General features: G+C 62.7%; 25 protein-coding genes. 9 read left to right on the top strand and 16 right to left on the bottom strand.

Annotated elements, in window-relative coordinates:
* The first annotated feature begins 110 nt into the window (after positions 1–110).
* The gene (locus tag B0G38_RS02470) at positions 111–413 is read left to right on the top strand and encodes a DUF4193 domain-containing protein (RefSeq protein ID WP_264667961.1); all 303 of its coding nucleotides are present in this window, start codon (positions 111–113) and stop codon (positions 411–413) included.
* Between the two features lie 61 nt (positions 414–474).
* Here the strand turns inward: B0G38_RS02470 and B0G38_RS02465 are convergent, their stop codons facing one another.
* Positions 475–1,599 (bottom strand): YkvI family membrane protein, encoded by a 1,125-nt coding sequence (locus B0G38_RS02465; RefSeq protein ID WP_264667960.1) that lies wholly within the window; start codon positions 1,597–1,599, stop codon positions 475–477.
* A gap of 305 nt (positions 1,600–1,904) precedes the next feature.
* Here B0G38_RS02465 and B0G38_RS02460 point away from each other — a divergent pair, with 305 nt between their 5' ends.
* From B0G38_RS02460 to B0G38_RS02450, 3 genes are all read left to right on the top strand, one after another.
* Positions 1,905–2,207, top strand: coding sequence for a DUF4193 domain-containing protein (locus B0G38_RS02460; protein ID WP_264667959.1), 303 nt, complete (start codon positions 1,905–1,907; stop codon positions 2,205–2,207).
* Complete coding sequence (locus B0G38_RS23200; RefSeq protein WP_319801217.1) at positions 2,129–3,058, top strand: CGNR zinc finger domain-containing protein; 930 nt, start codon at positions 2,129–2,131, stop codon at positions 3,056–3,058. Before B0G38_RS02460 ends, B0G38_RS23200 begins: the two co-directional genes overlap by 79 nt.
* A 105-nt stretch (positions 3,059–3,163) precedes the next feature.
* The gene (locus B0G38_RS02450; RefSeq protein WP_264667957.1) at positions 3,164–3,535 is read left to right on the top strand and encodes a VOC family protein; all 372 of its coding nucleotides are present in this window, start codon (positions 3,164–3,166) and stop codon (positions 3,533–3,535) included.
* A 70-nt stretch (positions 3,536–3,605) separates the two neighbouring features.
* Here B0G38_RS02450 and ppsA read toward each other — a convergent pair whose 3' ends face one another.
* The 7 genes from ppsA to B0G38_RS02415 form a co-directional block, all read right to left on the bottom strand.
* On the bottom strand, positions 3,606–6,026 hold the full coding sequence (gene ppsA, locus B0G38_RS02445) for a phosphoenolpyruvate synthase (protein ID WP_264667956.1): 2,421 nt from the start codon (positions 6,024–6,026) through the stop codon (positions 3,606–3,608).
* Between the two features lie 148 nt (positions 6,027–6,174).
* Positions 6,175–6,993, bottom strand: a complete 819-nt coding sequence (locus tag B0G38_RS02440) for a pyruvate, water dikinase regulatory protein (protein ID WP_264667955.1) — start codon at positions 6,991–6,993, stop codon at positions 6,175–6,177.
* A complete protein-coding gene (locus tag B0G38_RS02435) occupies positions 6,990–7,328 on the bottom strand; it encodes a hypothetical protein (protein WP_264667954.1) in 339 nt (112 codons plus the stop codon). The genes B0G38_RS02440 and B0G38_RS02435 overlap by 4 nt, the downstream gene beginning before the upstream one ends.
* A 75-nt stretch (positions 7,329–7,403) precedes the next feature.
* Positions 7,404–8,039: a LutC/YkgG family protein gene (locus B0G38_RS02430; protein ID WP_264667953.1), complete on the bottom strand. Its 636-nt coding sequence runs from the start codon at positions 8,037–8,039 to the stop codon at positions 7,404–7,406.
* On the bottom strand, positions 8,036–9,565 hold the full coding sequence (locus B0G38_RS02425; protein WP_264667952.1) for a LutB/LldF family L-lactate oxidation iron-sulfur protein: 1,530 nt from the start codon (positions 9,563–9,565) through the stop codon (positions 8,036–8,038). Before B0G38_RS02425 ends, B0G38_RS02430 begins: the two co-directional genes overlap by 4 nt.
* On the bottom strand, positions 9,562–10,365 hold the full coding sequence (locus B0G38_RS02420; protein ID WP_264667951.1) for a (Fe-S)-binding protein: 804 nt from the start codon (positions 10,363–10,365) through the stop codon (positions 9,562–9,564). The genes B0G38_RS02425 and B0G38_RS02420 overlap by 4 nt, the downstream gene beginning before the upstream one ends.
* A gap of 341 nt (positions 10,366–10,706) precedes the next feature.
* The gene (locus tag B0G38_RS02415) at positions 10,707–11,432 is read right to left on the bottom strand and encodes a FadR/GntR family transcriptional regulator (protein WP_264667950.1); all 726 of its coding nucleotides are present in this window, start codon (positions 11,430–11,432) and stop codon (positions 10,707–10,709) included.
* Between the two features lie 176 nt (positions 11,433–11,608).
* Here B0G38_RS02415 and B0G38_RS02410 point away from each other — a divergent pair, with 176 nt between their 5' ends.
* Positions 11,609–13,399: an L-lactate permease gene (locus B0G38_RS02410; RefSeq protein WP_264667949.1), complete on the top strand. Its 1,791-nt coding sequence runs from the start codon at positions 11,609–11,611 to the stop codon at positions 13,397–13,399.
* Positions 13,400–13,544: 145 nt separating this feature from the next.
* On the opposite strand, the gene B0G38_RS02405 is transcribed toward B0G38_RS02410, so the two are convergent.
* Complete coding sequence (locus tag B0G38_RS02405) at positions 13,545–14,201, bottom strand: GntR family transcriptional regulator (protein WP_264667948.1); 657 nt, start codon at positions 14,199–14,201, stop codon at positions 13,545–13,547.
* A 127-nt stretch (positions 14,202–14,328) separates the two neighbouring features.
* Here B0G38_RS02405 and B0G38_RS02400 point away from each other — a divergent pair, with 127 nt between their 5' ends.
* The 3 genes from B0G38_RS02400 (at position 14,329) to B0G38_RS02390 (ending at position 17,262) form a co-directional block, all read left to right on the top strand.
* Positions 14,329–14,982 (top strand): flavin reductase family protein, encoded by a 654-nt coding sequence (locus B0G38_RS02400; RefSeq protein ID WP_264667947.1) that lies wholly within the window; start codon positions 14,329–14,331, stop codon positions 14,980–14,982.
* A 48-nt stretch (positions 14,983–15,030) separates the two neighbouring features.
* Positions 15,031–16,416, top strand: a complete 1,386-nt coding sequence (locus B0G38_RS02395) for an MFS transporter (protein WP_264667946.1) — start codon at positions 15,031–15,033, stop codon at positions 16,414–16,416.
* 372 nt (positions 16,417–16,788) lie between these two features.
* The gene (locus tag B0G38_RS02390; RefSeq protein ID WP_264667945.1) at positions 16,789–17,262 is read left to right on the top strand and encodes a hypothetical protein; all 474 of its coding nucleotides are present in this window, start codon (positions 16,789–16,791) and stop codon (positions 17,260–17,262) included.
* 46 nt (positions 17,263–17,308) lie between these two features.
* Here the strand turns inward: B0G38_RS02390 and B0G38_RS02385 are convergent, their stop codons facing one another.
* The 6 genes from B0G38_RS02385 to uraD all read right to left on the bottom strand — a co-directional run bounded on the left by B0G38_RS02385 (position 17,309) and on the right by uraD (position 22,694).
* Entirely contained in the window at positions 17,309–17,752 is a 444-nt protein-coding gene (locus B0G38_RS02385) for a QcrA and Rieske domain-containing protein (protein WP_264667944.1), read from the bottom strand.
* A 49-nt stretch (positions 17,753–17,801) separates the two neighbouring features.
* Entirely contained in the window at positions 17,802–19,154 is a 1,353-nt protein-coding gene (locus B0G38_RS02380) for an 8-oxoguanine deaminase (protein WP_264667943.1), read from the bottom strand.
* A gap of 158 nt (positions 19,155–19,312) precedes the next feature.
* Positions 19,313–20,884 (bottom strand): nucleobase:cation symporter-2 family protein, encoded by a 1,572-nt coding sequence (locus B0G38_RS02375; protein ID WP_264667942.1) that lies wholly within the window; start codon positions 20,882–20,884, stop codon positions 19,313–19,315.
* Positions 20,885–20,950: 66 nt separating this feature from the next.
* The gene (gene pucL, locus B0G38_RS02370; RefSeq protein WP_264667941.1) at positions 20,951–21,859 is read right to left on the bottom strand and encodes a factor-independent urate hydroxylase; all 909 of its coding nucleotides are present in this window, start codon (positions 21,857–21,859) and stop codon (positions 20,951–20,953) included.
* Positions 21,860–21,861: 2 nt separating this feature from the next.
* Positions 21,862–22,203 (bottom strand): hydroxyisourate hydrolase, encoded by a 342-nt coding sequence (gene uraH / locus B0G38_RS02365; protein ID WP_074700515.1) that lies wholly within the window; start codon positions 22,201–22,203, stop codon positions 21,862–21,864.
* A complete protein-coding gene (uraD, locus tag B0G38_RS02360; protein ID WP_264667940.1) occupies positions 22,200–22,694 on the bottom strand; it encodes a 2-oxo-4-hydroxy-4-carboxy-5-ureidoimidazoline decarboxylase in 495 nt (164 codons plus the stop codon). Before uraD ends, uraH begins: the two co-directional genes overlap by 4 nt.
* A 497-nt stretch (positions 22,695–23,191) precedes the next feature.
* Here uraD and B0G38_RS02355 point away from each other — a divergent pair, with 497 nt between their 5' ends.
* Entirely contained in the window at positions 23,192–23,371 is a 180-nt protein-coding gene (locus tag B0G38_RS02355) for a hypothetical protein (protein ID WP_264667939.1), read from the top strand.
* Positions 23,372–23,461: 90 nt separating this feature from the next.
* Here B0G38_RS02355 and aceE read toward each other — a convergent pair whose 3' ends face one another.
* On the bottom strand, positions 23,462–26,203 hold the full coding sequence (gene aceE / locus B0G38_RS02350; RefSeq protein ID WP_264667938.1) for a pyruvate dehydrogenase (acetyl-transferring), homodimeric type: 2,742 nt from the start codon (positions 26,201–26,203) through the stop codon (positions 23,462–23,464).
* Positions 26,204–26,272 lie beyond the last annotated feature (69 nt).

Genomic DNA, 26,272 nt, shown 5'->3' with positions numbered 1-26,272 from the left:
CGGCGTGGTCGGCCCGCCTAAAAATCACGGCCTTTGACTGTGGAATAGAAGCGGGGTGCTGTACGTTGTACGGCCGTCATCCAACTCTGAAAGAAAAGAGAACCAGTTAAGTGGCAACCGATTACGACGAGGTCCGCCCTGACGTCAAGGAGTCCCAGGAGAAGTCACTGGGGGCAGTGCAGTCCGCAAATGCACCTGGCGCCCGGAGCGTCACCATGGAACTCGATGAGGCCGACGGCCTGGACGGTGCCGGTGTTCCCGGCGGCGAGTTCATCACTGAGGAACTCAACGTTCAGGTAATCCCGCAGGCCGACGACGAATTCACCTGCTACTCATGTTTCCTCGTCCGCCACCGCTCCCAAATCGCCCGGCAGCAGGGCACCCATGCCTACTGTGCTGACTGCGAAGGCTGAACCTGCCCACGCCTCGATCGGGCAGACCATCACCCAGCCATAACTCTCACGGTAGCGACGGTTAGATCGACCGGCGACTGATCAACCTCGTACCGGTCTTGACCAGCATCAGGACCAGCAGCAGGATCCCGACGTAGCCGTTGATCACGTACACGATATTGACCATCTGGGAGAACGGCAGGATCAGGCCGATCACTGTCCCGACTGCTGCGAGAGCGATAGTCAGGTACTTGAAGCGGAGCGTCTTGTCGGCGAAGAAGCGCGACGAGACCGTCCACAACAACGGGACCGCCGTCGTATAGATGCCGGCAAGAATCATGGCCGAAATCCCGGAGGCGAGCAGCGGGCCAACATCGCTGGCCAGAACGAGCATCGGAATCTCGGTGCCGCCGACCCGGGTGATGTTCGCGAGCAACCCCAGCCCGACGATGATGCAGGCAACCGAGAAGGCGACCGCCCCGACCAGGCCGCCCGCGGCGGCTTCCCTGCGGCTGCGCGCCGTCTTGCCGAGCGCGGTGAGGAAGGCAGCCAGCCACAGCATGCAGAAGCCGACATAGGACAAGCCGGACATAAACCAGTTCGTCGAGGCTTGGGTCAGCTCCAGTTCGGGCAACAGTGCATTGCCCTCAGCGATCCCGCCCGGATTCTGGACGATTCCCACGATGCCGAGCGCGATCGCGATGACGACAATCAGGGGGCCGATCTTGCCGATGACGTCGACCAGGCTCTTCAGGCCGAACCACACGCTGATGCCAACCGCTAGGGCCAGCCCGATGCCTCCGATGTACTTGGACAGGCCGTAGTGCTCTTCGAAGACGGCGCCGGCGCCGGCGACCATCACCGTGAAGCTCAGGAAAACGAAGAGGATCGAGAAGAAGTCAAAGAACGTTCCAACGTGCTTGCCGCAGTAGTAGTGGAAGATCAACGAGGGCCGCTCGAACTTCTTCGCCTGGCCAACGGAGAAGAACTCGACGGCCACATAGGTCATGAGGACGAGGACTAGCGTTCCGGTGCCGAAGACGCCCCAGTAACCGTATGACGTGAAGTACTGGAGGATCTCCTGTCCGGTAGCGAATCCGGAGCCGATGAGGAACGCGACGATGGCGCCGGCGTACGTGAGGACGCGAAAAACGCTTGTCTTCTCGACGGTGGCCAAGTGGGCTTGGGTGGGGGATGTTTGTGGCATATCTACTTCCTGCGGCGCGGTGATATATCAGTGCAACACCCGAACGCTATTGCACCAGTGTGACATGGTCAACATTCGGCATGTAACGTTTTGCGTTTCACGTCCACTCCCCGTTTTTCAGGCGTTCCAGCGCTGAACGACAGCAGCCGCAACGATGGAAGCGGCACTGGAGCCAAACAGTCGGCTTCCGCGCTTCACCGTGCTGCGGATAGCCCATGCTTTGACTGGCCATCGACTATGGAATACTCGCGGGGTGCTGTACGTTGTACCGCATTCATCCCGGTCGAGAAAAGAGAACTAGCTAAGTGGCAACCGATTACGACGAGGTCCGTGCCGACGTCAAAGAGTCCCAAGAGAAGTCCTTAGAGGCACTGCAGTCCGCAAATGCACCGGGCGCCCGCAGTGTCACCATGGAACTGGACGAGGCCGATGGCCTCGACGGAGCCGGTGTTCCCGGCGGCGAGTTCATCGCCGAAGAGCTCAACGTTCAGGTCATCCCGCAGGCCGACGACGAATTCACGTGCTACTCATGCTTCCTGGTCAGGCACCGCTCCCAGGTCGCCCGGCAGCAGGGCGGCCACGCTTACTGCACCGACTGCGAAGGCTAGGCACCCTCGTTCCCAGCCCTCCTGCAGCGCGGTTCCGATATCGGAGCAGTGACCAGCAAGGCCTGAGAAGAGCTTCACACACTGAAGTCTGGTGGGAACGCACGAAACGGCACGTCAGGGCATCCCGCATCTGGGCTAAGGCGGCGACGCGATTGGCGTGCCGCTGGCCCAGATACGGTTTGCACAACACCGGCGTGGGCATCGTCCAGCACCGAAAAACGACAGAAGCGTCACGGAAAATAACAGCTGATAGCATGAGACTCATGTCGAAGATCCCGCTTCCACCCGCCCCCGGAGCCGGCCACACGAGTCTTGCCTTGGCCAACAGCACAGTCATACTTCCTGGCGGGCACATTGTGGATGAACTAGACAGCCCGGAGAACGCCACCCAATGGCTCGTCAGCCACCATCTCGTTCCAGAGGAAACCGCTTTACTGGCGTACTGCCAGAACCAGCTCGCCACCTTGCGGGGTAACTTGCGTTCAATCTTGGCAGCCCGCGCAGACAGCAGCGTGCCTGAACTGCGGGCTCTGGAGGGGGTCAATCAAGCCCTCACGAAAGTGCCGAGCGCACCGCTGCTACGGTATGAACCGCAGGTGGGACTGCACCGGGCTCCACAGCACCCAGTGACGCAACTCGTCGAACACGCGATGGCCCAAATCGCCGAGGATGCCGCCTCATTGCTGACTGGAGATCAAGCGGGGCTGATCGCCCGCTGCGAAGCAACGCCCTGCAATCGATTCCTCTTGCGCACCCACGCACGCCGGTACTGGTGCTCCACCCGATGCGGCGACCGCGTGCGGGCAGCCCGGGCCTATGCCCGGAAACAGGGCCCGGATCGGGCCGGCTGAATCACGATCATGCAGTGCCGCGCCTCCCAGTCGTGTTGACACTGCACCTGCGCTGGCCGTGACTATCATCGGAAGAATTCCTCATTCCCCAGATCGGAGCAACACATGCAACTTGGCGCCTTCTCGATCAGCCTCACGGTCAAGGACATCGAGGCCTCCGCTGCGTTCTACGAAAAGCTCGGGTTCAGCAAACACGGGGGCGACATCACGCAGAACTGGCTGATTCTGAAGAATGGCGAGGCCGTCGTCGGGCTCTTTCAGGGAATGTTCGAGAAAAATGCACTGACCTTCAACCCGGGCTGGAATCAGGACGCGCAGGCACTCGACTCATACACCGATGTGCGCGTTCTCCAACGGCAGTTGAAAGCCCAGGGCACGCAATTCGTTTCGGAGGCCGATGAGGAGACGACCGGACCGGCGAGCTTCATTGTGCTGGATCCGGACGGCAACCCCATCATCGTGGATCAGCACATCTGATTCTTGTTCGTCTCATTTAGCCGAGACGACCCGGACTCTCGCGACACCCCTGACCTTTCTGCCTTTGCCCTCAGCGCGGCGCGGTCAGTTCGCCGGCGGCGGCACTGATCTCGGCGTCGGCGGCGTCGGCAAGCCGGAGCCAGGTGTCCACTACGGTGTCGGGGTTCAGTGAGACAGAATCGATACCTTGCCTGACCAGCCACTCGGCGAAGTCCGGGTGGTCGCTGGGACCTTGGCCGCAAATGCCAACATATTTGCCGCGCTCCTTGCACGCTTTGATGGCCATGCTTAGGAGCTTCTTCACGGCGGCGTCGCGCTCGTCGAAGCTTCCTGCGACGATGGCCGAATCCCGGTCCAGCCCGAGGGTCAGCTGGGTCATGTCATTGGAGCCGATGGAGAATCCGTCGAAGTAGTCGAGGAATTCGTTGGCGAGCAGCGCGTTTGAGGGTAGCTCGCACATCATGATGATCTCGAGGCCGTTTTCGCCGCGGGTGAGGCCGTTCTCCGCCAGCAGGTCGGTGACGCCGCGGGCCTCGTCGAGGGTCCTCACGAACGGGATCATGAGCTTGACGTTGGCCAGTCCCATCTCGTTGCGGACGAAGGACAGTGCCTCGCACTCGAGGTCGAAGCAATCCCGGAAGGTCGGTTCGAGGTAGCGTGAAGCGCCGCGGAAGCCGATCATGGGGTTCTCTTCGTGCGGCTCGTAGGCTGGTCCGCCAAGCAGGTTGGCGTACTCGTTGGACTTGAAGTCGGACATTCGCACAATCACCGGCTCCGGTGCGAAGGCCGCGGCGATGGTGGACACGCCTTCGGCTAGGCGTTTGATGTAGTAGTCGCGCGGGCTGTCGTACGCGGCGATCCGCTTCCGTATTTCCGCGGCCACGTCCTCCGGCTGGTCATCCAGGTTCAGCAGGGCCTTGGGGTGGATGCCGATCTGGCGGTTGATGATGAACTCCAACCGGGCAAGGCCCACACCGTGGTTCGGCAACTGCGCGAAGGTGAACGCCTGCTCCGGGGTGCCGACATTCATCATGACCTTTACCGGGGCTTCGGGCAGCTTGGTGATCCCGGTTTCTTCGACAATAAAGTCCAGCAGGCCGTCGTATATCACGCCGGTCTCGCCATCGGCGCAGGACACGGTGACTTCGATTCCGTCGGACAAAGCTTCTGTAGCGGTCCCTGTTCCGACGACGGCGGGAATACCCAGTTCGCGGGCGATGATGGCCGCGTGGCAGGTGCGTCCACCACGGTTGGTGACGATGGCGGAGGCGCGCTTCATGATCGGCTCCCAGTCCGGGTCGGTCATGTCGGCAACGAGGACGTCACCGCTCTGGAACGATGCCATCTGGTCGATCGCGGTGAGGATGCGGACACTGCCGGAACCGATCCGCTGGCCGATGGCGCGGCCTTCGACCAGAATCGGGCCGGTCCCATTGAGTCGGAAGCGGCTCTGGCTGCCGGGGGCCCGACGGGACTGCACGGTCTCCGGACGGGCCTGCAGGATGTACAGGCCTCCGTCGATCCCGTCCTTGCCCCATTCGATGTCCATGGGGCGGCCGTAGTGGTTCTCGATGGCGACGGCATGCCGGGCGAGCTGCTCGACGTCGTCGTCACTGAGGCTGAACCGGCTCCGCTGCGACGCCTCCACCGGAACAAAGTCGATGGTGCGGCCGACTTCACGGCTGGTGGTGTAGGTCATCTGCAGGGCCTTCTCGCCCAGTCCGCGTTTGAGGATGGCTGGACGGCCGACCTGCAGTGCGGGCTTGTAGACATAGAACTCGTCCGGGTTCACGGCGCCCTGGACGACGGCTTCGCCCAGTCCGTAGGAGGAGGTGACGAAGACGGCATCGTGGAAGCCCGATTCGGTGTCCATGGTAAACATGACGCCGGAGGCCCCGACGTCGGAGCGCACCATGCGCTGGATACCCGCCGACAGTGCCACCTCGGCGTGCTCAAACTTGTGGTGCACGCGGTAGGCGATGGCTCGGTCGTTGTAGAGGGATGCGAAGACATCCTTGATGGCCTGCAGGATGTTCTCGATGCCGCGGACGTTCAGGAAGGTCTCCTGCTGCCCGGCGAACGAGGCATCGGGAAGATCTTCCGCGGTCGCGCTGGAACGCACGGCCCAGGACAGGTCCTCGGAGCCTCCTTGCTTCTCGACCAGCTGCTGGTAGGAGTTGCGGATCTGCTCTTCGAAGCCCGGCAGGAACGGCGTCTCGCGCATCAGGCGCCGGATCTCCTGGCCGGCGGCGGCCAGGGCCGTGACGTCATCGGTATCCAAGCCGGCCAGCCGGGCGGTGATCTGCTGGTCCAGGCCCGAATCGGCCAGGAAGCGGCGGTAAGCGTCCGCCGTCGTGGCGAAGCCGTCGGGCACCTGGACACCGGCCGAGGTCAGGTTCTGCACCATCTCCCCGAGGGAGGCGTTCTTGCCGCCCACCCGGTCCAGGTCCTTGAGTCCGAGTTCCGAGAACCAGAGGATGTCTGTCGTCATAATTGCTATTCCTTTGCGAGGGTGGCGGGCAGGGGCGCGGCCCGCCCACGGCTGTGGCCGGCGGGTGGACAAGTTCTGTCCAAGGTGACAGGTCTTCGAAGCGCTTTCCACATGATGTACATCACATAGCTTTTGTGAAGCTTTTTTTCTAGTGTTTGAGGTTCATCTTTTGCAGGATGGTGGCTGCCATTTCTTCGATCGAGACGCTGGCCGAATTAAGGTATGGAATCCCATGCGACTCGTACAGCCGCTCCGCGCTGCGCAGCTCGAAGCCGCATTGGCGCAGCGACGCGTAGGGGGAGCCGCGGCGCCGTTCGGTGCGGACCTGGCTGAGGCGCAGGGGATTGGTGGTCAGGCCGAAACACTTCGACACGAAAGGCAGCAGCGGTTTGGGGAAGCCTTCCCGTTCAAAGTCTTCGTCCACCAGCGGGAAGTTCGCGGCGAAGATGCCGTGTTGGAGTGCCAGATACATGGTGGTAGGCGTTTTGCCGCAGCGGGACGGGGACACCAAGATAACTTGGGCCTTTTCGAGGGCGCGCAGGCTCTGGCCGTCGTCGTGTTCCATGGCGTATTCGACTGCGGCCATGCGCGATTGGTAGCGCGCGGCGTTTCCGAGGCCGTGCGCCCGGCCGGGTTCCCCGCTGACGCGGGTGCCGAGGGCGTGCTCCAGTTGTCCGACATGGGCCCCGATGAGGTCCACGATGATTCCCTTGCACGTCGCCAGGATCTGCCGGATATCGTTACTGACTGCGGTGGAAAAGACGATCGGCTGCAGGCCCGTGGCAGCGTGGCGGTCGATGATCCTGACAGCGGACCGCGCCTGTTCGTCCGTGGTGATGAAGGGGATTGTGATGCGGTCAAAATTGTTCGCAGGGAACTGCGTCAGCAAGGTATTGCCAAGCGTTTCCGCGGTGATGCCGGTGCTGTCAGAGAGGAAGTACACAGGCCGAAGATTGTCATTGGTCATGACGCATTCTCCACCGGAACGGTCCCGGTCCGGTATCGGTGCGGCGGTCGGTTATCGTCCTGGCTCCACGGGCGTCCATCCCCGGGGTGCAGAGCGGACGATGTCAGGCGGTAAGCATGCTTGCCCTCCAGCTGCCTGGGTTCCACCCACACCTCGTATTCTCCTGAAGCTTCGATAAGTATCCGGCTCGAGAACCCGTCGGCGGCGATCCTGAGTGCCGACGAATCAGGCATGACGTCGTCGACGAGCCCTTCGCGGACGGTCCTGCCGTTATTCCGGACCTGCACGGGGGCGCCGACGAGGTTCTGCCAGGCGTTATGGCGGTAGGCGGTCATGAGCGTTCCTTTCGTTCAGCGGCGGTGAGGAGTGGGAGACGGGATGAGCGCAGGCGTTCCGGTGGCCGCCCGGGTCTAACGTGCGATGATGACGTCGAGCTTCCGAGGGCCGTGTACTCCCTCGACGCGTTCGAGTTCGATGTCGCTGGTCGCGCTCGGGCCACTGATCATGGTCAGCGGCCGGGTGCCGTCGATCCGACGCAGCGCCTCCGGCAGGATTCCGGCGATGTCGGTGGCTTTCACAACACAGATGTGATGGTCAGGGACGAGGCTGATGGCGCGGCGGCCCTGGCTGGGGCTGCCGTCCAGGATGATGGTCCCGGTTTCGGCGACGGCGACCGCGCTGCCGGTCACGACGGCGTCAATTCCGTCGAGTTCCGCAACGGTCAGCGGCGTGTCGGCAGAATCCAGGTGGCGCCGGCCGTCGGCGGGCTCGTATTCAACTCCGGCGAGCCAGCCTGTGTCGAGCCCGGCGGGCACCACGTAGCTCTGCGCGCCGGCAAGGAGTGCTGCAATCCGTGTCGGCACCTCGGCCGTGTCCACCACGGTCACCTGTGCCTTGTAGTCGACCAGGCGGTCCACCAGCAGTTCGATCAGTGCCTCTTCGTCCAGCGCGGAAGTTGCACGGTATCCGCGGGGAACCTGCGGCACCTGCGGGCTGTCTTTCAGGGCGGCCCGGACCCGGCCGAGGATTTCGTCACGTGCACTCACTGCTGGTCTCCCTTATTGTGTGATGGCATGGGGCCGCCCTCGGGGTCCGGTCCCCGGTGTTCGTTCGCCCACCAGGTGCGGAAAGACTGCGGCGGGGGCGCCGGGATGTCCCGGCTTTGGGTCCAGCCGGCAGCGATGCCAGGCAGCTTGGTGATTTTCTTATCGGGGCCGGCGGCCAGGCGTCCCAGAGGCAGACCCTTTTCGAGCAGGCCCAGCCGTTTACCCGAGGACAGCGCCCAGGAGGCGGCCTTCATGCCCGCGTCCATTTGAGTGGGTATTTTCTTCTTCCCGCGCTTGCTGTCCACGTCCACGCCGCGCAGGTGCACCAGGATGTCCGGGATGTTGATCTTCACTGGGCACGCGTCATAGCAGGCCCCGCACAACGACGACGCGTAGGGCAGTGAGCTGTTCTCTTCGGCCTGGATGCCGGTCATCAGCGGTGAGAGGATCGCACCGATCGGCCCGGGATAGGTGGAGCCGTATGCATGTCCACCGGTTCGCTCGTAGACGGGGCAGACGTTCATGCAGGCGCTGCAGCGGATGCAGTGCAGCGCCGACCGTCCCATTTCGTCGGCCAGGGCTGCGCTGCGGCCGTTGTCCAGCAGCACCAGGTGCATGTTCTGCGGCCCGTCGCCTTCGGTGACGCCGGTCCAGAGCGAGGTATAGGGGTTCATCCGTTCCCCGGTGGAAGAGCGCGGCAACAGCTGCATGAACACCTCCAGGTCCTGCCAGGTGGGTAGGAGTTTTTCGATACCCATGACGGTGATCAAGGTTTCGGGCAAGGTCAGACACATACGCCCGTTGCCTTCGGATTCGACGACGGCGAGGGTGCCGGAGTCGGCCAGCGCGAAGTTGGCGCCTGAGACGGCGACCTTGGCGGTGAGGAATTTGCGCCGCAGATGTGTGCGGGCCGCCGCGGCCAGCTTGGCCGGGTCATCGGTCAGGGCGGGGTCGGCCCCGGGCATTTCACGCAGGAAGATGTCGCGGACCTGGCTGCGGTTCTTGTGGATCGCCGGGACAAGGATGTGGCTCGGCTTGTCGTGGTCCAGTTGGACGATGAGCTCGGCGAGGTCGGTTTCGAGGGCCGTTATTCCCTGTTCTTCAAGGTACTCGTTGAGTCCGATTTCCTGCGTCGCCATGGACTTGACCTTGACGGCTTCGGTTTCGCCGGTCTCCCGGATCAGCCCGGCGACGATTTCATTTGCCTCGTCTGCATCGCGGGCCCAGTGGATGACACCACCGCGAGCAGTGAAGTTTTTCTCGAACTGTTCGAGGAGTTCGGGCAGCCGTGCCATCACGGATTCCTTGATGGCGGATCCTGCGTCGCGCAGCTGCTCCCAGTCCGGCAGTTCGGAGACCACCTGGAGCCGCTTGTCGCGGATGGTGTGTGTGGCATGGCCAAGGTTGGCACGTAGCTGGGCGTTGCCGAGCTCGCGGTGCGCCGCCTTCGGGAAGGACTCGGAGGCATGCAGGTTGCCCGTGCCGAAGACGGGCAGGGAGGGCATGCCGAGGAAGGTTTGGCTCATTGTGCGGCCTTTCCGCTTAGCAGCTGCACCTCGCCGGCAATCTGTGCCGGGTGCTGTTCGGTGCTGGCGAGGATCTCGGCAAAATGCAGGGTTCGGATGCTGCTGCCCTGCCGGGACAGGCCTCCGCCGATGTGCATCAGGCAGGAAGCGTCCCCGCCTGAGCACAGTGATGCGCCGGTGGCGGTAATGTTCGCCGCCTTGTCCTCAAGCATCGCCGAGGAGACGTCGGCATTCTTCATCGAGAAGGTGCCACCGAAGCCGCAGCACTGGTCAGGCTCCGGCAACGGGGTCAGATCGATACCACGCACGGTGTCGAGCAGCCGCTGCTGCCGGTCCCCCAGACGAAGTAGGCGCATGCCATGGCAGCTGGGGTGGTAGGTGACCCGGTGCGGGAACCAGGAGCCGAGCTGAGAGCCGGCGTCGGTGACCCCGAGGACGTCCACAAGCAGTTCAGACAGTTCATAGGTCTTCGCCCCGACCGCGGCCGCACGCTCTTCCAGCGCCCGGTCTCCGCAGGAGCGGGCAATCATCGGATGCTGGTGCTTGACCGAGGCGACACAGGAACCTGACGGAGCGACGGCGACGTCGTAATCGTCGGATTCAAATGCGGCCACGTGATTGGCGATCACGGGGACCGCTTCCTTGAAGTACCCGCTGTTGACGTGCATCTGCCCGCAGCAGGCCTGCCCGCCGGGGAAAACAACCTCGTGGCCCAGCCGTTCCAGGATCGCAACGGTGGCCTTGGCCGTGGCCGGGTACATCGCATCGACGATGCAGGTGGCGAATAACGCAATTTTCATAGCAGCCTCTCGTCGGGGACACCCCGGCAATCGTGTGGTCTAACCACAGTAAACCATGTGATCGGCCCCACCTCAACTCTCTGCGCCCACCCGCTGCGCCGTCGCCGGTTGTTAGGCATAAGCCGTCCACCATTGTTGGGCAACTCCCGCTCGCACAGGCCGGGGCCCCCATGGGCGCACGAAAATACCGCGATCCCACCGCCAGGAAGGCCACCGGAGCGACCGTCATGCCGTGCTTCGCTTCCACGCAGCAGGGCCGGCCCTGCGCGCACTTTTGTCCGACCCTGGGCGACGGAGGCAGCCAGCGATCACATGGCTGCAAGCCTTGGGTGCCCGTTTGATTACGACCGAGGACGGGCCAACTCCGCAGCATTCTTCTCATGGGAGGGGAACCCCGCCTCCCGGTAGTAGCCCTCGATGTGTGCGGCAACCAGTGCGGACGCCTGCACGGGGTCGCCCGCCAGGACAGCGTCGTAGATTTGACGGTGCTCGGCACGGAGCCGCATAGCCATCGCGGACCAGTCTGGCAGATTGCCGATCATGTCCAGGGTGTAGTGCTCGATGGAATCGCGCAGTGCGCCCATCATGGTGCTAATCAGCACATTACCCGCCGCCTGCGACAGCGCGACGTGAAATTCCGCATCGAGCTGAAGAAAGCGTTCGGTTTCGAGGCCAGGTTCGTCCATAGCGTCCAGCAGCAGAGCGGCCGATCTCAGGAACGGCGACGACGAGTCGGCGTGTTCGACAGCCCAGGATTCCAGCAGCATCCGGGTTTGGGCAATATCGCCCGCAGGCAAATGCGAGGTTGCGAAGTGCAGCCGCATCGCCGCAGTGAACGGGGCCGATGGATCCGCGATGAGCAGCGTTCCGGCCTCGGGCCCTGACCCGACTCCGGAGCGGACCATCCCCATGGCCTCCAGCACCCGGATGGCCTCCCGAACGGACGTGCGGGACACCTTCAGCTGGTCCGCAATGGTCCGCTCCGCCGGCAGGCGCTGCCCAATTCGGATCCGCCCCTCCGCGATTTCCTGTTCCACCCAGCCGAGGACCATCTCATGTGCTCTCACATTCCAACACTACTTGATGTGGTCCGACCAATACCGTATTGTGTCATGCATCACGCTTGTGGTCGAACCACACATCCCCCAGAAGAGGATCCTCATGATCAGCCATACTCCAGCCGGGCGGCAACCCCGCTTCCTTCAGACCCGCACCGCGAGAATCGGCCAGAAAGGATCGAATTGTGGATAATCTCGCAGTTCTCAGTCTCCTGGCACTGGCACCCATCCTTGTAGTGGGCGTCCTGCTGGCTGGATTTCGATGGCCCGCCAAGTTCGCCATGCCGGTGGGTTATGTCGCCGCTGTGCTGGTGGCAATGCTGGCGTGGAAAATGGACTTCACCGGAATCCTGGCAGCCTCGCTGGAAGGCCTGATCATAGCGGCAACCCTGCTGTACGTCGTGTTCGGCGCATTGCTGCTGCTCGCCACGCTGACCGTGGGTGGGGCGATGGCCACCATCCGCGCCGGCTTCAACAACATCTCCGCGGACAGGCGTGTTCAGGCGATCATTATCGGCTGGCTCTTCGGCAGTTTCATTGAAGGCGCCTCCGGCTTCGGGACCCCTGCCGCCGTCGTCGCACCCCTGCTCCTCGCTCTTGGCTTTCCCGCTATGGCCGCTGTGATGGTGGGCCTGATCATCCAGAGTACGCCGGTAAGTTTTGGCGCCGTCGGAACGCCGATCATCATCGGCGTCGGCGGAGGACTCGGAGGCGATCCCGCCGTCGAGAGCCGTATGGCTGTACTCGGCGTCACCTTTCCTGATTTCGTCGCTTCCATCGGATTCGAAGTTGCCCTACTCCACGCCATCATTGGCCTGCTCATACCCTTGTTCCTCGTGTGCATGCTCACCGGCTTCTTCGGTCCGGAACGACGGTTCCGCGATGGTCTGGCGATCTGGCCGTTTGCCCTGTACGCGTCGCTGGCCATGACCGTCCCCTACGTGCTGGTGGCCCGCTTCCTCGGCCCCGAGTTTCCGTCACTTATCGGTGGAGTAATCGGACTGACGCTGGTCATGTTTACCTCCAGCCGCGGATTTCTCATGCCGAAGGAAACATTCGACTTCGGTCCGCGATCCGGCTGGTCTGAGCGGTGGATGGGCACCATTGAGCCGGCCGAGGCGACAGATACTTCCGCTCGGATGAGCGTAGTCCGCGCATGGTCTCCCTATGTTCTGATGGCCGCCCTGCTGGTATGCAGCCGGACTATTGAACCATTGAAGAACTTCCTGACCAACATGGCCATTCCATTCGAGAACATCCTGGGAACGGAGATTTCGACTTCCGTGCAGCCTTTTTACCTGCCGGGGTTCATCTTGATCCTTGCCTCGATCGCCGGTTATGCGCTGCATCGATTCAAGGGACGACAGATCATCGAAACCTGGAAGGTATCCGGCGGACAGTTGGCAGGAACAGCGGTAGCCCTGTTGTTCGCCGTGCCGCTGGTACGCATTCTGATCCAGTCCGGCCCCGGCCTCAACGACTCGGGCCTGCCCAGCATGCCGGTAACCCTTGCAGAAGGTGCAGCGGCACTGACCGGCAACTCATGGCCGGTAATAGCACCTTGGATCGGTGCGCTGGGAGCCTTCATCGCCGGCTCCAACACCATTTCCAATCTGACCTTCTCGCAGTTCCAGTTCTCCAGCGGCAGCACCATCGGTGTACCCCCGGAGACTGTGGTGGCAGCCCAAGCCGTCGGAGGTGCCGGCGGCAATCCGATCGCTATTCACAATATCGTCGCCGCCTCCGCCACAGTGGGCCTCCTCGGTCGGGAGGGAGATCTACTACGCAAGACAATCATCATCACTACGTACTACTGTTTGGCGGCCGGCGCCCTGGCGTATGTCTTTATCCATGGGTTGGGCCTGAACCTCGGCACGATCATGCTCGTACTGCTGCTTGCAGGATTGGCCGTACTCATCGGGTGGATGAAACGGCAGCCCGCCGCCACCAGATCGTTGAAGACCAGCCGAACATAAACTGCGGGTCGCCACCCCCTGCCGGCTCCGTTCGTGTTCGCCCTGATCCGAGCCACCCAAACAGCAAACACCTGCTGCGGCAGAGGCCTCATCGAGGCCTCTGCCGCAGCAGTTCTGCCCTCGAGGACTTCCTCAGGAAGTGGCTTTAGATAGTGCGCGCGGCTTGGCGAGGTGCACGGCTGTTGATCACGGACAAGGCGAACTCAACAAGGTAGTCATTAAGGGCAATCGAGGACTCTCTCGCCTTTGATATGTCCCGCGCAGAGATTGCCTCAAGTATGTGCCGATGATGGACGCTGCCCACAGCAATTTCATGCTGCTCATCGAGGACGTGGGTGAGCCAGAACCGACGGGACAACCCCTGCAGGGGAGCCATGGCTTCGGCCAGATAGTCGTTGCGGGCACTGGCAGTAATCAGTTCGTGCGTCCGGCGCACCGTTTCCGAGTATTCGTCCAGAGCATGGTGTCCGTCCAAGGTAGCAGCCAGTGCGGACATCACCTCCGCTTCCTTGCTGGTGCTCCGTTCACAGGCCAGCGTGACAGCCAGAACTTCCATTACTCGCCGGACCTCCAAGCGCTTCAACTGGTCCTCCACCGAAATGGCCGGAATCTCAATTCCTTTGCTCGGATGGATACGGACCATGTGGTCCCGTGCGAGCCGCTGTACCGCTTCCCGGACAGGGGTTCTTCCAAATCCTGTCCGTTCCATCAGCCCGGACTCGGAAACGAGGCCGCCCGCTTCGAGTTCGCCCTTCTCGATCATGCGCACCAAAGACGCATAAACCTCTTCTGACTTACCCATTGTTCTCCGCGCACCTTCCTGTCTACTGCTTGATCATAAGACGAAAGCGACGACCTATTGATATTCCACCGATATATTGGTTGAATATAGCGATACGTGATCCAGTTCACACAAGGAGCGACCCGCAATGAAATACTCGCCACAAACAGACCCGAACCCCTTGCCCTACTCGCCATTCAAGAGCTGCACGGTTCCCCGGCCCATTGGCTGGCTCTCCAGCGTCAGCAAGGACGGTGTGGAAAACATCGCCCCCTACAGCCAGTGGCAGAACCTCACGTTCGATCCGCCGATGGTCATGTTCTCGGCCAACCAGTACCCGGACGGCCGGCGCAAGGACACCGTGCTCAACGCCGAGCAGACCGGGTGGTTCGTCTGGAACATGGCCACATACGACCTCCGCGAAGCCGTCAACATCAGCGCGATGGCGCTGCCGCCCGAGGAGAACGAATTCGACCTGATGGGCGTCACACGCGAATACGCCGACAACTACAAGATCCCGATGGTGGCCGAAAGCCCGGTCAAATTCGAGTGCCGGTACATGAGCACCCACCGCCTGACCGGGAACTCCGATGTCGGAACAATCGACATCGTCTTCGCGCAGGTCGAGAAAATCCATATCCAGGACTCCGTGATCACCCCGGAAGGCAAACTCGACATCCCTTCCATCCGGCCGATCGCCCGCATGGGCTACTTCGATTACACCGTAGTCACCGACACGTTCGAGATGCGGGTCCCCGGTTCCGATGAGTACGCCCAGTCCGGGCTTGAAGGCCGGGCATAGCGGCAGGACCGGCCGAGCCCAACAAGAAGCTCCCAGAAAGGCCCCACAATGAACAGCTCCCGTTCAGAAATCCCGGCGGTGAATCCTCCCGCCACAGACGTGGCAAAGCGGTTCCGCGACCTGGTCGCCGTCAACTTCGGCAACACCTTGGAATGGTACGACTGGACGATCTACACGATCTTTGCCTCGTACTTCTCCACCCAGTTCTTCCAGTCGCAGGATCGGGTCTCCGCGCTCCTGGCCACTCTCGCGGTCTTCGCCGTCGGCTTCATCACCCGGCCCCTGGGCGGGTTCCTCTTCGGCGCCTACGCGGACCGGGTCGGCCGGAAGAAAAGCCTGACCCTGGCCATGATGATCACCGCCGCGGGCAGCCTCGTCATCGCCGTCGCGCCCACCTTTGACACCGTCGGCATCGCCGCCTCTTTGATCCTGCTGGCAGCACGACTGATCCAGGGCCTGGCGCACGGCGGAGAGATGGGCACATCGGTCACGTACCTGGTCGAACGCGCCCCGAAGAACCGGCGCGCCCTGTACGGCAGTTCGTCCTGGGTCAGTGTTGTCCTGGGCACGATCCTTGCCACCTTCACCGGACTCATCATCAACTCCGTCCTCGATGAATCCCAGATCGCAGCATGGGGATGGCGCGTAGCCTTCGGCATCGGCGGCATCCTGGGCCTCTACGCCCTGTACCTGCGGCGCAAAATCTCGGAGTCCGACGTGTTCGTCGCCGCAACCGGCACAGACACAGATACCAGCCTGAGCACACCGCGTTCCGAAAAGACGGCCGGCGGCAAGAAGCGGACGGAGCCGACGCTCCGTGCCCTGGTCCGGAACTGGAGAGGAGTGGCCGTTGTCTTCGGCCTGTCCGCAGGCGGATCGATCATGTTTTACACCTGGCTGATCTTCACACCGACCTTCGCCCAGCTCAACCGCGGCCAGGACCCCACGAGCGCGTTGACGGCAAGCCTGATCGCCCAGGTCATCTTCCTCATCGCCATTCCCTTCGTCGGATGGCTGTCGGACCGGTTCGGCAGGCGCCTATTCGTTGTGCTGTTCGGCGTCGGGTTCATCCTCCTGACGTTTCCGTTGGACGGCCTCATCGACGGAAGCTTCAGCCGGCTGCTGGCAGCCATGATCATCGCGCTGGCCGTACTTGCCTGCCTCTTCGGCGTCAACGGTGCGATCTGGGCTGAGGTGTTTCCCACTAATGTCCGTGCAGCAGGTGTCGCCGGCCCGCTGTCCCTAGCGACGGCTATTTTTGGCGGTACCGCACCATATATCAATACGTTCCTGGCTCAGAGCGGACAACATAACCTGTTCCTGGTCTACCTCATGGTCGTTTCCGGAATAACTCTCCTGACAGCATTCCTCATGCCCGAAACCAAGGATGTGGACCTGACCCGTCGCGACGATGTAGCAGTCTCAAAGCACTGACTCCCTAAAGAGTGTCTGTATGGTGGGCCGGCCGCAATCCCTGCGGCCGGCCCGACGCATCCTGTCGTGTTGCCACTCCATCCAAAGCTGAAGCCTGACATTTATCGGTCAAGGACCTCGAGGCTTCTGCTGCTGCATTCTAAGAAAAGCTCGGATCGATGAATCGATCTGCCGCACTACCGGCACCAGTGAAGTGTGCCCGGGCGTCCTCCCTGATCTTTCAATCTCCGCATGTGTGCCGGAAGATCACCCTCTGGAAGCATCCGGCTACGGACGGTCTTCGCTAGGCTCGTAATCGGCCCTGAGCGCCCGCGACGAGGGCGACGTAGATGCGTCCCTCCCCCGTTCGCACCACCATAAGAGGAATCATTCATGATCGACGCACTGCAAGACTTCACGGCCTCGCTTCCCACCGTGCTTCAGTGGGTGGGCGTGATATTCGCGGCTGCGATTCCGTTTATTGAGTCCTACTTCGGGTCGGTAATCGGCGTACTCGCCGGCATTAACCCGGTGGTCGCGATCGCAGCCGCTATCGTCGGCAACGTGATCTCCATGCTGCTCTTCGTGCTCAGCGCCCACAGCGTGCGCTCGAGGGTAGTCAGCGGTAAGGCACGCAAGGAGCTCTCTGCCCGCCGACAGAAGCTTCGCGCACAATTCGACAAGTACGGCGTCGCAGGCGTGAGCCTGCTGGGCCAGACCATTCTGCCAAGCCAGATCACCTCGGCCGCGATGGTCTCGTTCGGAGCGTCGAAGAATGCCGTTATTTTGTGGCAAATCGTCTCGATCATCCTCTGGGGCGTCGCATTCGGCGTCTTAGCCAGCCTCGGCGTCTCGCTTATCGGCTAAGCGACGGGGGCACCCCCCCGCTTCAGCTTGCGACCAAGGGTTCTCTCTAGACGACGACGGTGATCCACTCGCCGTCGATCGCTGCAGCAAAACGAGGCAGCGGTGCGGGAGCGGGCCCTCCCGTCACTGCCCCGTCCGTCAGGGCGAACGTCGAGTTGTGGCATGGGCACGCGATCTCGCTTTCCGTCGCGGCCACCTTGCAGCCCTGGTGGGTGCACTCGGCGCTGTAGGCAAGGACGGTCTCCTCGTCCGGGCGGTGAATCAGGATCGGCTTTCCTTCAACCTCCAGGTTGGCGGACCCGCCGACCTGGACCTCGCTGAGCTTGCCCACCCGCACGGGCGTGCCTTCTACGCTGACGGCCGCCGGTTCGCCGCTGGTATCTCCAACGAGATTCTGGAAGGGCGAGCAGCCGGCAAGGACGCCCGCCGTTCCTGCGGCGGCGCTAACGGTCAGGAGCGAACGGCGTGAAGGCATACGGGAAGATTCCATAAGTGCCATTCTTGCCGTACGAACTTGGAAATTTCCAGCGGCGCGAGCTTCAGCCGGCGACCAGCTGTCGGGCGGCTGCGGAATGCTCCGCGATCAGTTCCTGGAGATCCAGCCCCTCGATCTGCCCGTCCACCACGCGCCATTGGCCGCCGACCATAACCCGATCGGCCCGGTCTGCGCCGCACAGCAGCAGCGCGGACAGCGGGTCATGGCTGCCCGAAAAGCGCAGCTCATCCAGTTTAAAGAACGCCAGATCGGCCTGCTTCCCCACGGCGAGCTCGCCGATATCCGTCCGGCCCAGCGCCTGCGCCGAGCCTTTGGTGGCCCAGCCGAGTGCGCGCTCCGGTGTCGCGAGCTCGGCGCCGTAGCGCAGCCGCTGCAGATACAGGGCCTGCTTCGCCTCGAGAATCATGTTGGAGCCATCGTTCGACGCCGATCCGTCCACGCCCAGCCCGACGTTCACGCCGGCGTCCTCCAGTTCGATGGCACGGCAGATGCCGGAGGCCAGCCGCATGTTGGAGCTGGGGCAGTGCGCCACGCCGACCCCGGCGGCGCCGAGCTGCGCCACTTCCGCATCGCTGAAGTGGATGCCGTGGCCCAGCCACGTTCGGGGTGCCAGCCAGTCCACGCTTTCCAGGTAGTCCAGCGGCCGCAGGCCGAACCGTTCGAGGCAAAAGTCCTCTTCGTCGATGGTTTCCGCCAGATGCGTGTGCAGCCGGACGTCATGCTGTGCGGCGAGGGCGGCACTGTCTTTCATGATCTCCGGAGTGACGGAGAACGGTGAACAAGGTGCCAGCGCGATCTGGATCTGCGCACCGGGCCCGCGCTCGTGGTAGCGCCCGATCAGCCGCTCGCTGTCGGCGAGGATCACCTCGGGAGCCTGGACTGTGCTCTGGGGCGGCAGGCCGCCGTCGTCCTCCCCGAGGGTCATGGAACCGCGGGTGAGCATGGCGCGCATCCCCAGTTCGCGCACCACCTGCACCTGGACATCGATGGAGTCCTCCATGCCCGCCGGAAAGAGGTAGTGGTGGTCCGCCGCCGTGGTGCAGCCGGAGAGCAGCAGTTCGGCCAGCGCCGCCTTGGTGGCGAGCTCCAGGTAGCGGGGAGTCAGTCGCGCCCAGACCGGATACAGGTTGATCAGCCACGGGAACAGCGGCACGTTGACCACCGGTGCCCAGGCCCGGGTGAGCGTTTGGTAGAAGTGGTGGTGGGTGTTGATCAGGCCCGGCAGCACCACGTGCTCCCTGGCGTCGAACACGGTTGTCCAGGGTTCGCGCGGTGTCTGGCCGGCGGCCACGAGTTCGACGATTTCGCCGCCTTCGACCACCAGCCCGCCCGCGGCGTCGTCGTTATTGGCGGTGAAAATGGCCAGCGGGTTCTTCACCCAGGTACGTGCAGTCATGATGCTCCTTGTCAGGTACAGGTCTTGGCGCCGAGCGTTGACAAATAACGACGGCGATGCCGCCAGCTCAGTGTTGTCCTGTCTGCTGATCCAGGAGATCGCTTCGGGCCGGTCCCGATCCGCTGGATGCGGAGCGGGACCGGCCCCAAGGCACGTTGCTAGTGTTCGTTGGCGGACTCGCCGTCGCAAATCCTGCGGATGTCCTCGTGGCAGTTGATCTCGCCCTTGTCCAGCTTTTCCTTGACAATCTGGTACTGCTGGGCAGTGACCACCGGGATCTCGGTGCCGTCCTCGGCCATCAGTTTGCCGCCCTGGTAGTAGTCGCCGTCCTGCAGCGCCTGCAGCTCGTCCTCGCGTACCATGCGCGGCGGGCTGGCCACCAGCGAGGACTGCTGATCAGAGTTTCCGGCCTTCAGGTGGTTGAAGAGCAGGTTCAGCAGCACGGCCATGATGGCGGCGGAGCTGATGCCGGAGTGGAAGATGATGCCGAACCAGGTGGGGAACTCATCGTAGAAGGTCGGGGACACCACGGGGATCATGCCGAAGGCCAGCGACACGGCCACGATGATCATGTTCATGTTGTCTTTGTAATCGACCTTGGACAGCGTGCGGATGCCGCTGGCGGCCACTGTGCCGAAGAGAACGATGCCGGCACCGCCGAGGACGGGCGTCGGCACGGCTGCGACAACGCGGCCCAGGATCGGCAGCAGCCCCAGGACCAGCATGATGACGCCACCTGCGGTCACCACGAAACGGCTCTTCACTCCCGTGATCGCTACCAGCCCGACATTCTGGGCGAAAGCAGTCTGCGTGAAGGAGTTGAACACCGGCGCCAGGGCGCTGGAGAGCATGTCTGCCCGCAGCCCGTCCGCAATGCGCCGCGAGTTGACCTTGGTCTTGGCAATTTCGCCGACCGCCAGGATGTCCGCCGTTGTTTCCGTCATCGTGACGAGGATGACGATGGTCATCGAGATGATGGCTGCGAGGTCGAACACCGGCCAGCCGAAGGCGAAGGGCTGCGGGAAGGCGAAGATGGCGCCGCTGCCCACGTTGGAGAAGTCGGCGATGCCCAGGAGTGCCGCGACGACGGTGCCGGCGACAATCGCCAGCAGGATGGACAGGCGGGAGATGGCCGCGTTGCCGAGCTTGCTCAGCAGCAGCACCGCAGCAAGCGTTCCGGCGGCGAGCCCGATGTTGGCCAGGCTGCCATAGTCCTCCGCCTTGGAGTTGCCGCCCATGGCCCAGTTGGCTGCGACCGGCATGAGCGTGAGGCCGATAGTGGTGATGATGACGCCGGTGACTACCGGCGGGAAGAACTTGATGACCTTGGCGAAGAACGGAGCGATCGCCAGACCAATCACTGACGCGACCAGCACGGATCCGAACACCATCTCGATGCCGCCGCCGCCGCTGAGAATGGCCGTCATGGTCGCAACCCCGGCGAAGGAAACACCCTGCACCAGCGGTAACTGCGATCCGAAGAACTTGACGCCGTAGCTTTGCAGGATGGTTGCCGCACCGCCAACAAAGAGGCAGGAGGCGATGAGCAGGGCGATTTCGTCCTGGCTCATGCCGGCCGCAGTGCCGACAATCAGAGGCACCGCGATGATACCGCCGTACATGGTCAAAACGTGCTGGAGACCGTAGGCAAAGGACTTGCCGATGGGCAGCCTTTCGTCCTCGGGCCGCTGTCCGGTTATAGTCTTACGTGTAGTTTTTGCTGCATTCACAGCTGACCTCCTTGTCGGCTGCAGAGGCCGGGACGCGCGCGTGCGTCCCGGCCTCTGGCATGTGGACTAACAGAATCCGGGGATATTGGCCCAGACTTCATGCGTGGCGGGGGAACCCTCACGCTGGATGGTGGCTTCGATCAATCCGTACGGCCGGTCCGCGGCGAAGAACACTTCGTTGGGGTTGTCCTGGCCAAACGGGCTCAGGTCCACCAGGAAGTGGTGCTTGTTCGGCAGGGACATCTTGATCTCGTCGATCTCCGGGTGCGCCTCGAGGACAAGGCGGCCCATTTCGTACATGCTCTGCTGCAGTGCCAGCGAGTGCGTCTCCGCAAATCCTTTGAGCAGGAGAGCGCGGACGCTGGCGTAGACGGCGTCGAAATCGACGTCGAGGGTGTTGTAGCGCCAGCGCGCGGTCACATCGGTGGCGAGGATCCGGTCATTGGTTTCCTGCAGCGTGGTGTACTGATCCCGCGGGAAACCGTGGAATTCCGACCCCGTGGACTTCAGGACGGTCAGCTCCTCGATGCCTGCCACGACGGTCTTCTTGTTGCCGGAAATCTCGAGCACGGCGGTGCGGACTTCGCTCTTGTTACGGGAGAAGGCGTGGTCGTGGTCGTTGATGCGGTCCCAGAAGTACTGCTCTGCGGACCAGCGCCCGCCGGTGACCCAGTCGAAGCTCTCCGTGAAGTGCGTGCCAAGGCGGAGCAGGAACTCCTCTGTGGTGGCGACGCCGTCGCGGGCCAGTGCGTACACGGTGTTCTTCTGGGTATCGGTGGCGACTACGTGGGCGTTGTCGCCGGCGGTGTGCGCCGCTTCGAAGTCGCCGCGCAGCTGCGAGGTGACGTTGAGGTCCTGGATCTGGTGGCGGTCGGTGTCCCGGGTGATTTTGACCAGTCGGACTTCGGCCTTGCCGTACTGGTTCTGGCCCAGGACGATGCGGGTGCCGGTGGCGGATTCCACGGTGGCGGTCATGATTAGCTCCCTCGGTATGTTGAGTATGCAAACGGGCTGATGAGAAGTGGTACGTGGTAGTGCTCTGCTGTGTCCTTCACTTCGAAGGTCAGCTCCACGAACGGGAAGAAGGTTTCCGTACCCTTCTGCCCAAAGTAGGGGCCGGTTTCAAACGTGATCCGGTAGATCCCTGCTTCGATCGCCTCGGGGCCAAGATTCTTGATACGGCCGTCATTGTCCGTATGCTCCGTGGCGATTTCTTGCCAGCCGGTTGCCGTTTTGGCTTCCAGTGTGGCCTTGACACCGGAGGCAGGCCTCCCGGTCCCGGTGTCGAGAATGTGGGTGGTGACATGGCTGACGCTCATGCTTCGATGACTCCTTCAAGTCGGAGGATGGCGATTTCGCGCAGCTGGCCGGCGACGACGGCGATTTCCTCGTCGGGCGAATTGCGCAGCCGCTTTTCAAGCTGGCTAAGAATTTCCTCGGCACTCCGGCCGGCGGCACGGATCAGGAAGACCCTGTCGAACTTTTCCTCGTACGCCTGGTTGCCCGAGCGGAGCTTGTCCTGGACTTCGGCGGACTGTGCGACGCCGGATTGTTCCTTTCGGGACATATCGGCCTCGGTGCTGCTGCCGGCGGCCTTTTCGCCAATGCGTGGATGATGCGCCAGGGCGCCGTCGATCTCTTCTTCCCTCCAGGGCTGGGCGGCCTGCTTGGCGAACGACAGAAGTTCTTCGCGGCTGTTGAAAGGACGGGCACGGATTATTTCGGCGGCCCACCGCGTTATGTCGACGCAGGGGCGCAGCACGTCGAGGGCTGCGCTATCCGAGGCAGAATTAAAAGAGGCGAGATTCATTGCGGGTGTCAGCTTTCTAGAGATCTAATCCACCTCAGACGCTGAACACCCTTGACCATCGATAGAAATCGACTTGATTCGATGTTTCTGTATGGTGGAATCTTTATTTCATAAATAGTGTAAGCCCTGTCACACGGTACGTGTCAAGGGTACCGGAAACTTATTTTTCCCGGCCAGCAAGAATTACGACGGCGCCAGGCAGCCCAGCATCGCCTGATTTACTCAAGAAGCCGCAGTGAAAACCGTTGACCATAGGATTCCGACGGCCGATCTGGCATCCTTGTCAGAATCAGGAACGGCCGGAGTGACCCCGAAGCCTTCCTGGACGCAGCGGCTAAGACGGGCGCCAAAGCGCCCGCATGCGGACTCTTGCCTCAAACTTCTGCGCCTAACCTCTTGACCACCTCCCATGCTCCCCTTAGCATTTTCATATAGCAATATTATTTTTCCGCTATTCGGAATAGACGCTAGGAAAGCTAAGGAATTGGAGAACCAGCATGAATACACCCAGCCCCGAAACTCAGACCGGACAGTCGGCCACGGCCCATATCTACGAAGCCGGCGGCTCGGACCCGGATTTCTACATCCCGCCGACGCGGATCCGGCAGGGACAAGGCGGTCTGCTCAATACGCTCCGAAGCCTGCCGGGCCGGTTGGCTCGCGCCACGCGCGGCTAGCAACGCGTACAGCAAAGGCTCGCGCAGCCAAAAGAGTGAGGGCGGATCCCGTGGGATCCGCCCTCACTCTTTTAACCGCCCTTCACAGGCTTAGGCGTCGCCTCCGGCGCTGCCCGAGGTCCCCGCGTTGACGTCGTCCAGACGGTACCGGCGGAAGGCTGCAGCCGGAGCGTCGGCGGGCACCTTGCCCTGCGCAGCGAGCAGCTGCAAAGCGCGGACCACCACGGAGTGGGCGTCGATGCTGAAGAAGCGGCGTGCCGCGGCCCGCGTATCCGAGAACCCGAAGCCGTCAGCACCAAGGGTGGCGAAGTCATTCGGCACGTACTGGCGGATCTGGTCAGGCACCTGCGACATGTAGTCGGAAACCGCAACGACCGGCCCTTCGGCGCCTTCGAGCTGTTGCGCGACAAACGGCTTGCGCGCTTCCGAGCCCGGGTTCAGGAACATCTCCCTCTCCGCAGCCAGTCCGTCCCGGCGCAGTTCGTTCCAGCTGGTCACGGACCAAACATCGGCACTGACACCCCAGTCCTCGGCCAGGATGGTCTGGGCCTCCAGAGCCCACGGAACCGCGACGCCGGATGCCAGCAGCTGGGCCTTCGGCCCCTGGGCCTCCGCGGCCTTCAGCTTGTAGATGCCGCCGAGGACGCCACCAATGTCCAGACCTTCCGGCTCGGCCGGCTGGACGATCGGCTCGTTGTACACGGTGAGGTAGTACATGACGTTCGGATCGGGGTGGTTGCCGCCGTACATGCGCTCCAGCCCGGCCCTCATGATGTGGCCGATCTCGTAGCCGAAGGCCGGGTCGTAGGTAACGACGGCGGGATTGGTCGCCGCGAGCACCGGCGAATGGCCGTCCGCGTGCTGCAGCCCCTCCCCCGTCAGCGTGGTCCGTCCTGCCGTGGCACCGATAATGAAGCCGCGGGTCATCTGGTCGGCGGCGGCCCAGAAGGCATCGCCCGTCCGCTGGAAACCGAACATCGAGTAGAAGACGTAGATCGGCACCAGCGGTTCGCCGTGGGTGGCATAGGCGGTACCGGCGGCGGTGAAGGCCGCGACCGCGCCGGCCTCATTGATACCCGGGTGGATCAGCTGCCCGGCCGGGGATTCCTTGTAGGCCAGGACAAGATCGCGGTCCACGGAGAGGTAGTTCTGGCCGCCGGGGTTGTAGATCTTCGCCGTCGGGAAGAACGCGTCCATACCGAAGGTCCGTGACTCATCCGGGACAACCGGAACCACGCGGTTGCCGAATTCCTTGTCCCGCATCAGGTCCTTGAGCAGCCGGACAAACGCCATGGTGGTGGCCGCCTGCTGCTTGCCGGAGCCGCGCTTGGCGACCTCGTAGGCCTTCGCCTCGGGGAGCTTGATCTCCGCGTGCTTGCTGCGCCGCTCCGGCACGGAACCGCCCAGGACAGCCCGCCGGTCCATCAGGTACTGGATCTCGGGTGCGTCCGCGCCCGGGTGGTAGTACGGCGGGCGGTAGGGATCCGCCTCGAGCTGCTCGTCGCTGATCGGGATCCGCAGGTAATCGCGGAAGTCCTTCAGGTTCTGCAGGGTCAGCTTCTTCATCTGGTGGGTCGCATTGCGGCCCTCGAAGTGCGAGCCGAGTCCGTAGCCCTTGACCGTCTTGACCAAGACCACCGTGGGTTTGCCCTTGAACTCGGTGGCAGCCTTATAGGCGGCGTAAACCTTGTGGTAATCGTGGCCGCCGCGCTTGAGGTTCCAGATCTCCTCATCGGAAAGGTGGGAGACCATTTCCTTGGTTTGCGGGGTCTTGCCGAAGAAATGCTCGCGGACGAAGCCGCCCGATTCCGCCTTGTAGGTCTGGTAGTCGCCATCGGGGGTCTCGTTCATGATGTCCACGAGCGCGCCGTCGGTGTCCTTGGCCAGCAGGTCGTCCCATTCGCGGCCCCAAACCACCTTGACCACATTCCAGCCCGCACCGCGGAAGAAGGCCTCTAGTTCCTGCATGATCTTGCCGTTGCCGCGCACCGGCCCGTCCAGGCGCTGCAGGTTGCAGTTGACCACGAACGTGAGGTTGTCCAGCTTTTCGTTGGCGGCGAGCTGGAGCAGGCCGCGGCTTTCCGGCTCGTCCATTTCGCCGTCGCCTAGGAAGGCCCAGACGTGCTGGTCCGAGGTGTCCTTGATGCCGCGGTTCTGCAGGTAGCGGTTCGACTGCGCCTGATAGATGGCGTTCATCGGCCCGATGCCCATCGACACGGTAGGGAATTCCCAGAAGTGCGGCATCAGCCGCGGATGCGGATAAGAGGAGAGCGCGTGGCCGGCCCTGGACTTTTCCTGCCGGAAACCGTCCAGATCCTCCTCGGTGAGCCGGCCTTCCATGAAGCCACGCGCATACATGCCTGGCGAGGCATGCCCTTGGTAGAAGACCTGGTCGCCGCCGCCGGGGTGGTCCTTGCCGCGGAAGAAGTGGTTGAAGCCAACCTCGTAGAGCGTGGCCGCGCCGGCATAGGTGGAGATATGCCCGCCGACGCCTATTTGTGGACGCTGTGCTCGGTGGACCATGACGGCGGCATTCCAGCGCATCCACGCCCGGTACTTCCGCTCGATTTCCTCATTGCCCGGGTAGTGCGGCTCCTGGTCTGCGGGGATGGTGTTGACGTAGTCCGTGGTGGTCACCATAGGAACGCCGACACTCTGGGCTCCGGCCCGCTGCAGGAGCGAGCGCATGATGAACTGTGCGCGCTCGGTTCCCTGCGTGCTGATCAACTGGTCCAGCGACTCGGACCATTCCGCGGTCTCTTCCGGATCGCGGTCCGGGAACTGGTCGGCGAGCGCGCTCAGGATAGCCGGCGTCTCATCAATAACAGTCATGTGCTACCTCTCCATTGAGGACAGAGTTCTCCTGCCGTCTCATTTTTTATTTCCACAAGACGGAATGTT

This window comes from Crystallibacter permensis (assembly GCF_025960875.1).
In the GTDB taxonomy this organism is placed as follows: Bacteria; Actinomycetota; Actinomycetes; order Actinomycetales; family Micrococcaceae; genus Crystallibacter; species Crystallibacter permensis.
Note: the sequence above shows the minus strand (reverse complement) of the source record. Positions and strands in the feature narration are given on the sequence as shown.

Bases quoted from the DNA above. Each gene is read 5' to 3' on its own strand.
- ppsA (WP_264667956.1), bottom strand. From the start codon at position 6,026: ATGACGACAGACATCCTCTGGTTCTCGGAACTCGGACTCAAGGACCTG.
- B0G38_RS02465 (WP_264667960.1), bottom strand. From the start codon at position 1,599: ATGCCACAAACATCCCCCACCCAAGCCCACTTGGCCACCGTCGAGAAG.
- B0G38_RS02405 (WP_264667948.1), bottom strand. From the start codon at position 14,201: ATGGGTAAGTCAGAAGAGGTTTATGCGTCTTTGGTGCGCATGATCGAG.
- B0G38_RS02420 (WP_264667951.1), bottom strand. From the start codon at position 10,365: ATGAAAATTGCGTTATTCGCCACCTGCATCGTCGATGCGATGTACCCG.
- aceE (WP_264667938.1), bottom strand. From the start codon at position 26,203: ATGACTGTTATTGATGAGACGCCGGCTATCCTGAGCGCGCTCGCCGAC.
- B0G38_RS02355 (WP_264667939.1), top strand. From the start codon at position 23,192: ATGAATACACCCAGCCCCGAAACTCAGACCGGACAGTCGGCCACGGCC.
- uraH (WP_074700515.1), bottom strand. From the start codon at position 22,203: ATGAGCGTCAGCCATGTCACCACCCACATTCTCGACACCGGGACCGGG.
- B0G38_RS02450 (WP_264667957.1), top strand. From the start codon at position 3,164: ATGCAACTTGGCGCCTTCTCGATCAGCCTCACGGTCAAGGACATCGAG.
- B0G38_RS02425 (WP_264667952.1), bottom strand. From the start codon at position 9,565: ATGAGCCAAACCTTCCTCGGCATGCCCTCCCTGCCCGTCTTCGGCACG.
- B0G38_RS02380 (WP_264667943.1), bottom strand. From the start codon at position 19,154: ATGACTGCACGTACCTGGGTGAAGAACCCGCTGGCCATTTTCACCGCC.
- B0G38_RS23200 (WP_319801217.1), top strand. From the start codon at position 2,129: ATGCTTCCTGGTCAGGCACCGCTCCCAGGTCGCCCGGCAGCAGGGCGG.
- B0G38_RS02440 (WP_264667955.1), bottom strand. From the start codon at position 6,993: ATGACCAATGACAATCTTCGGCCTGTGTACTTCCTCTCTGACAGCACC.
- uraD (WP_264667940.1), bottom strand. From the start codon at position 22,694: ATGAATCTCGCCTCTTTTAATTCTGCCTCGGATAGCGCAGCCCTCGAC.
- B0G38_RS02400 (WP_264667947.1), top strand. From the start codon at position 14,329: ATGAAATACTCGCCACAAACAGACCCGAACCCCTTGCCCTACTCGCCA.
- B0G38_RS02390 (WP_264667945.1), top strand. From the start codon at position 16,789: ATGATCGACGCACTGCAAGACTTCACGGCCTCGCTTCCCACCGTGCTT.
- B0G38_RS02395 (WP_264667946.1), top strand. From the start codon at position 15,031: ATGAACAGCTCCCGTTCAGAAATCCCGGCGGTGAATCCTCCCGCCACA.
- pucL (WP_264667941.1), bottom strand. From the start codon at position 21,859: ATGACCGCCACCGTGGAATCCGCCACCGGCACCCGCATCGTCCTGGGC.
- B0G38_RS02385 (WP_264667944.1), bottom strand. From the start codon at position 17,752: ATGGAATCTTCCCGTATGCCTTCACGCCGTTCGCTCCTGACCGTTAGC.
- B0G38_RS02435 (WP_264667954.1), bottom strand. From the start codon at position 7,328: ATGACCGCCTACCGCCATAACGCCTGGCAGAACCTCGTCGGCGCCCCC.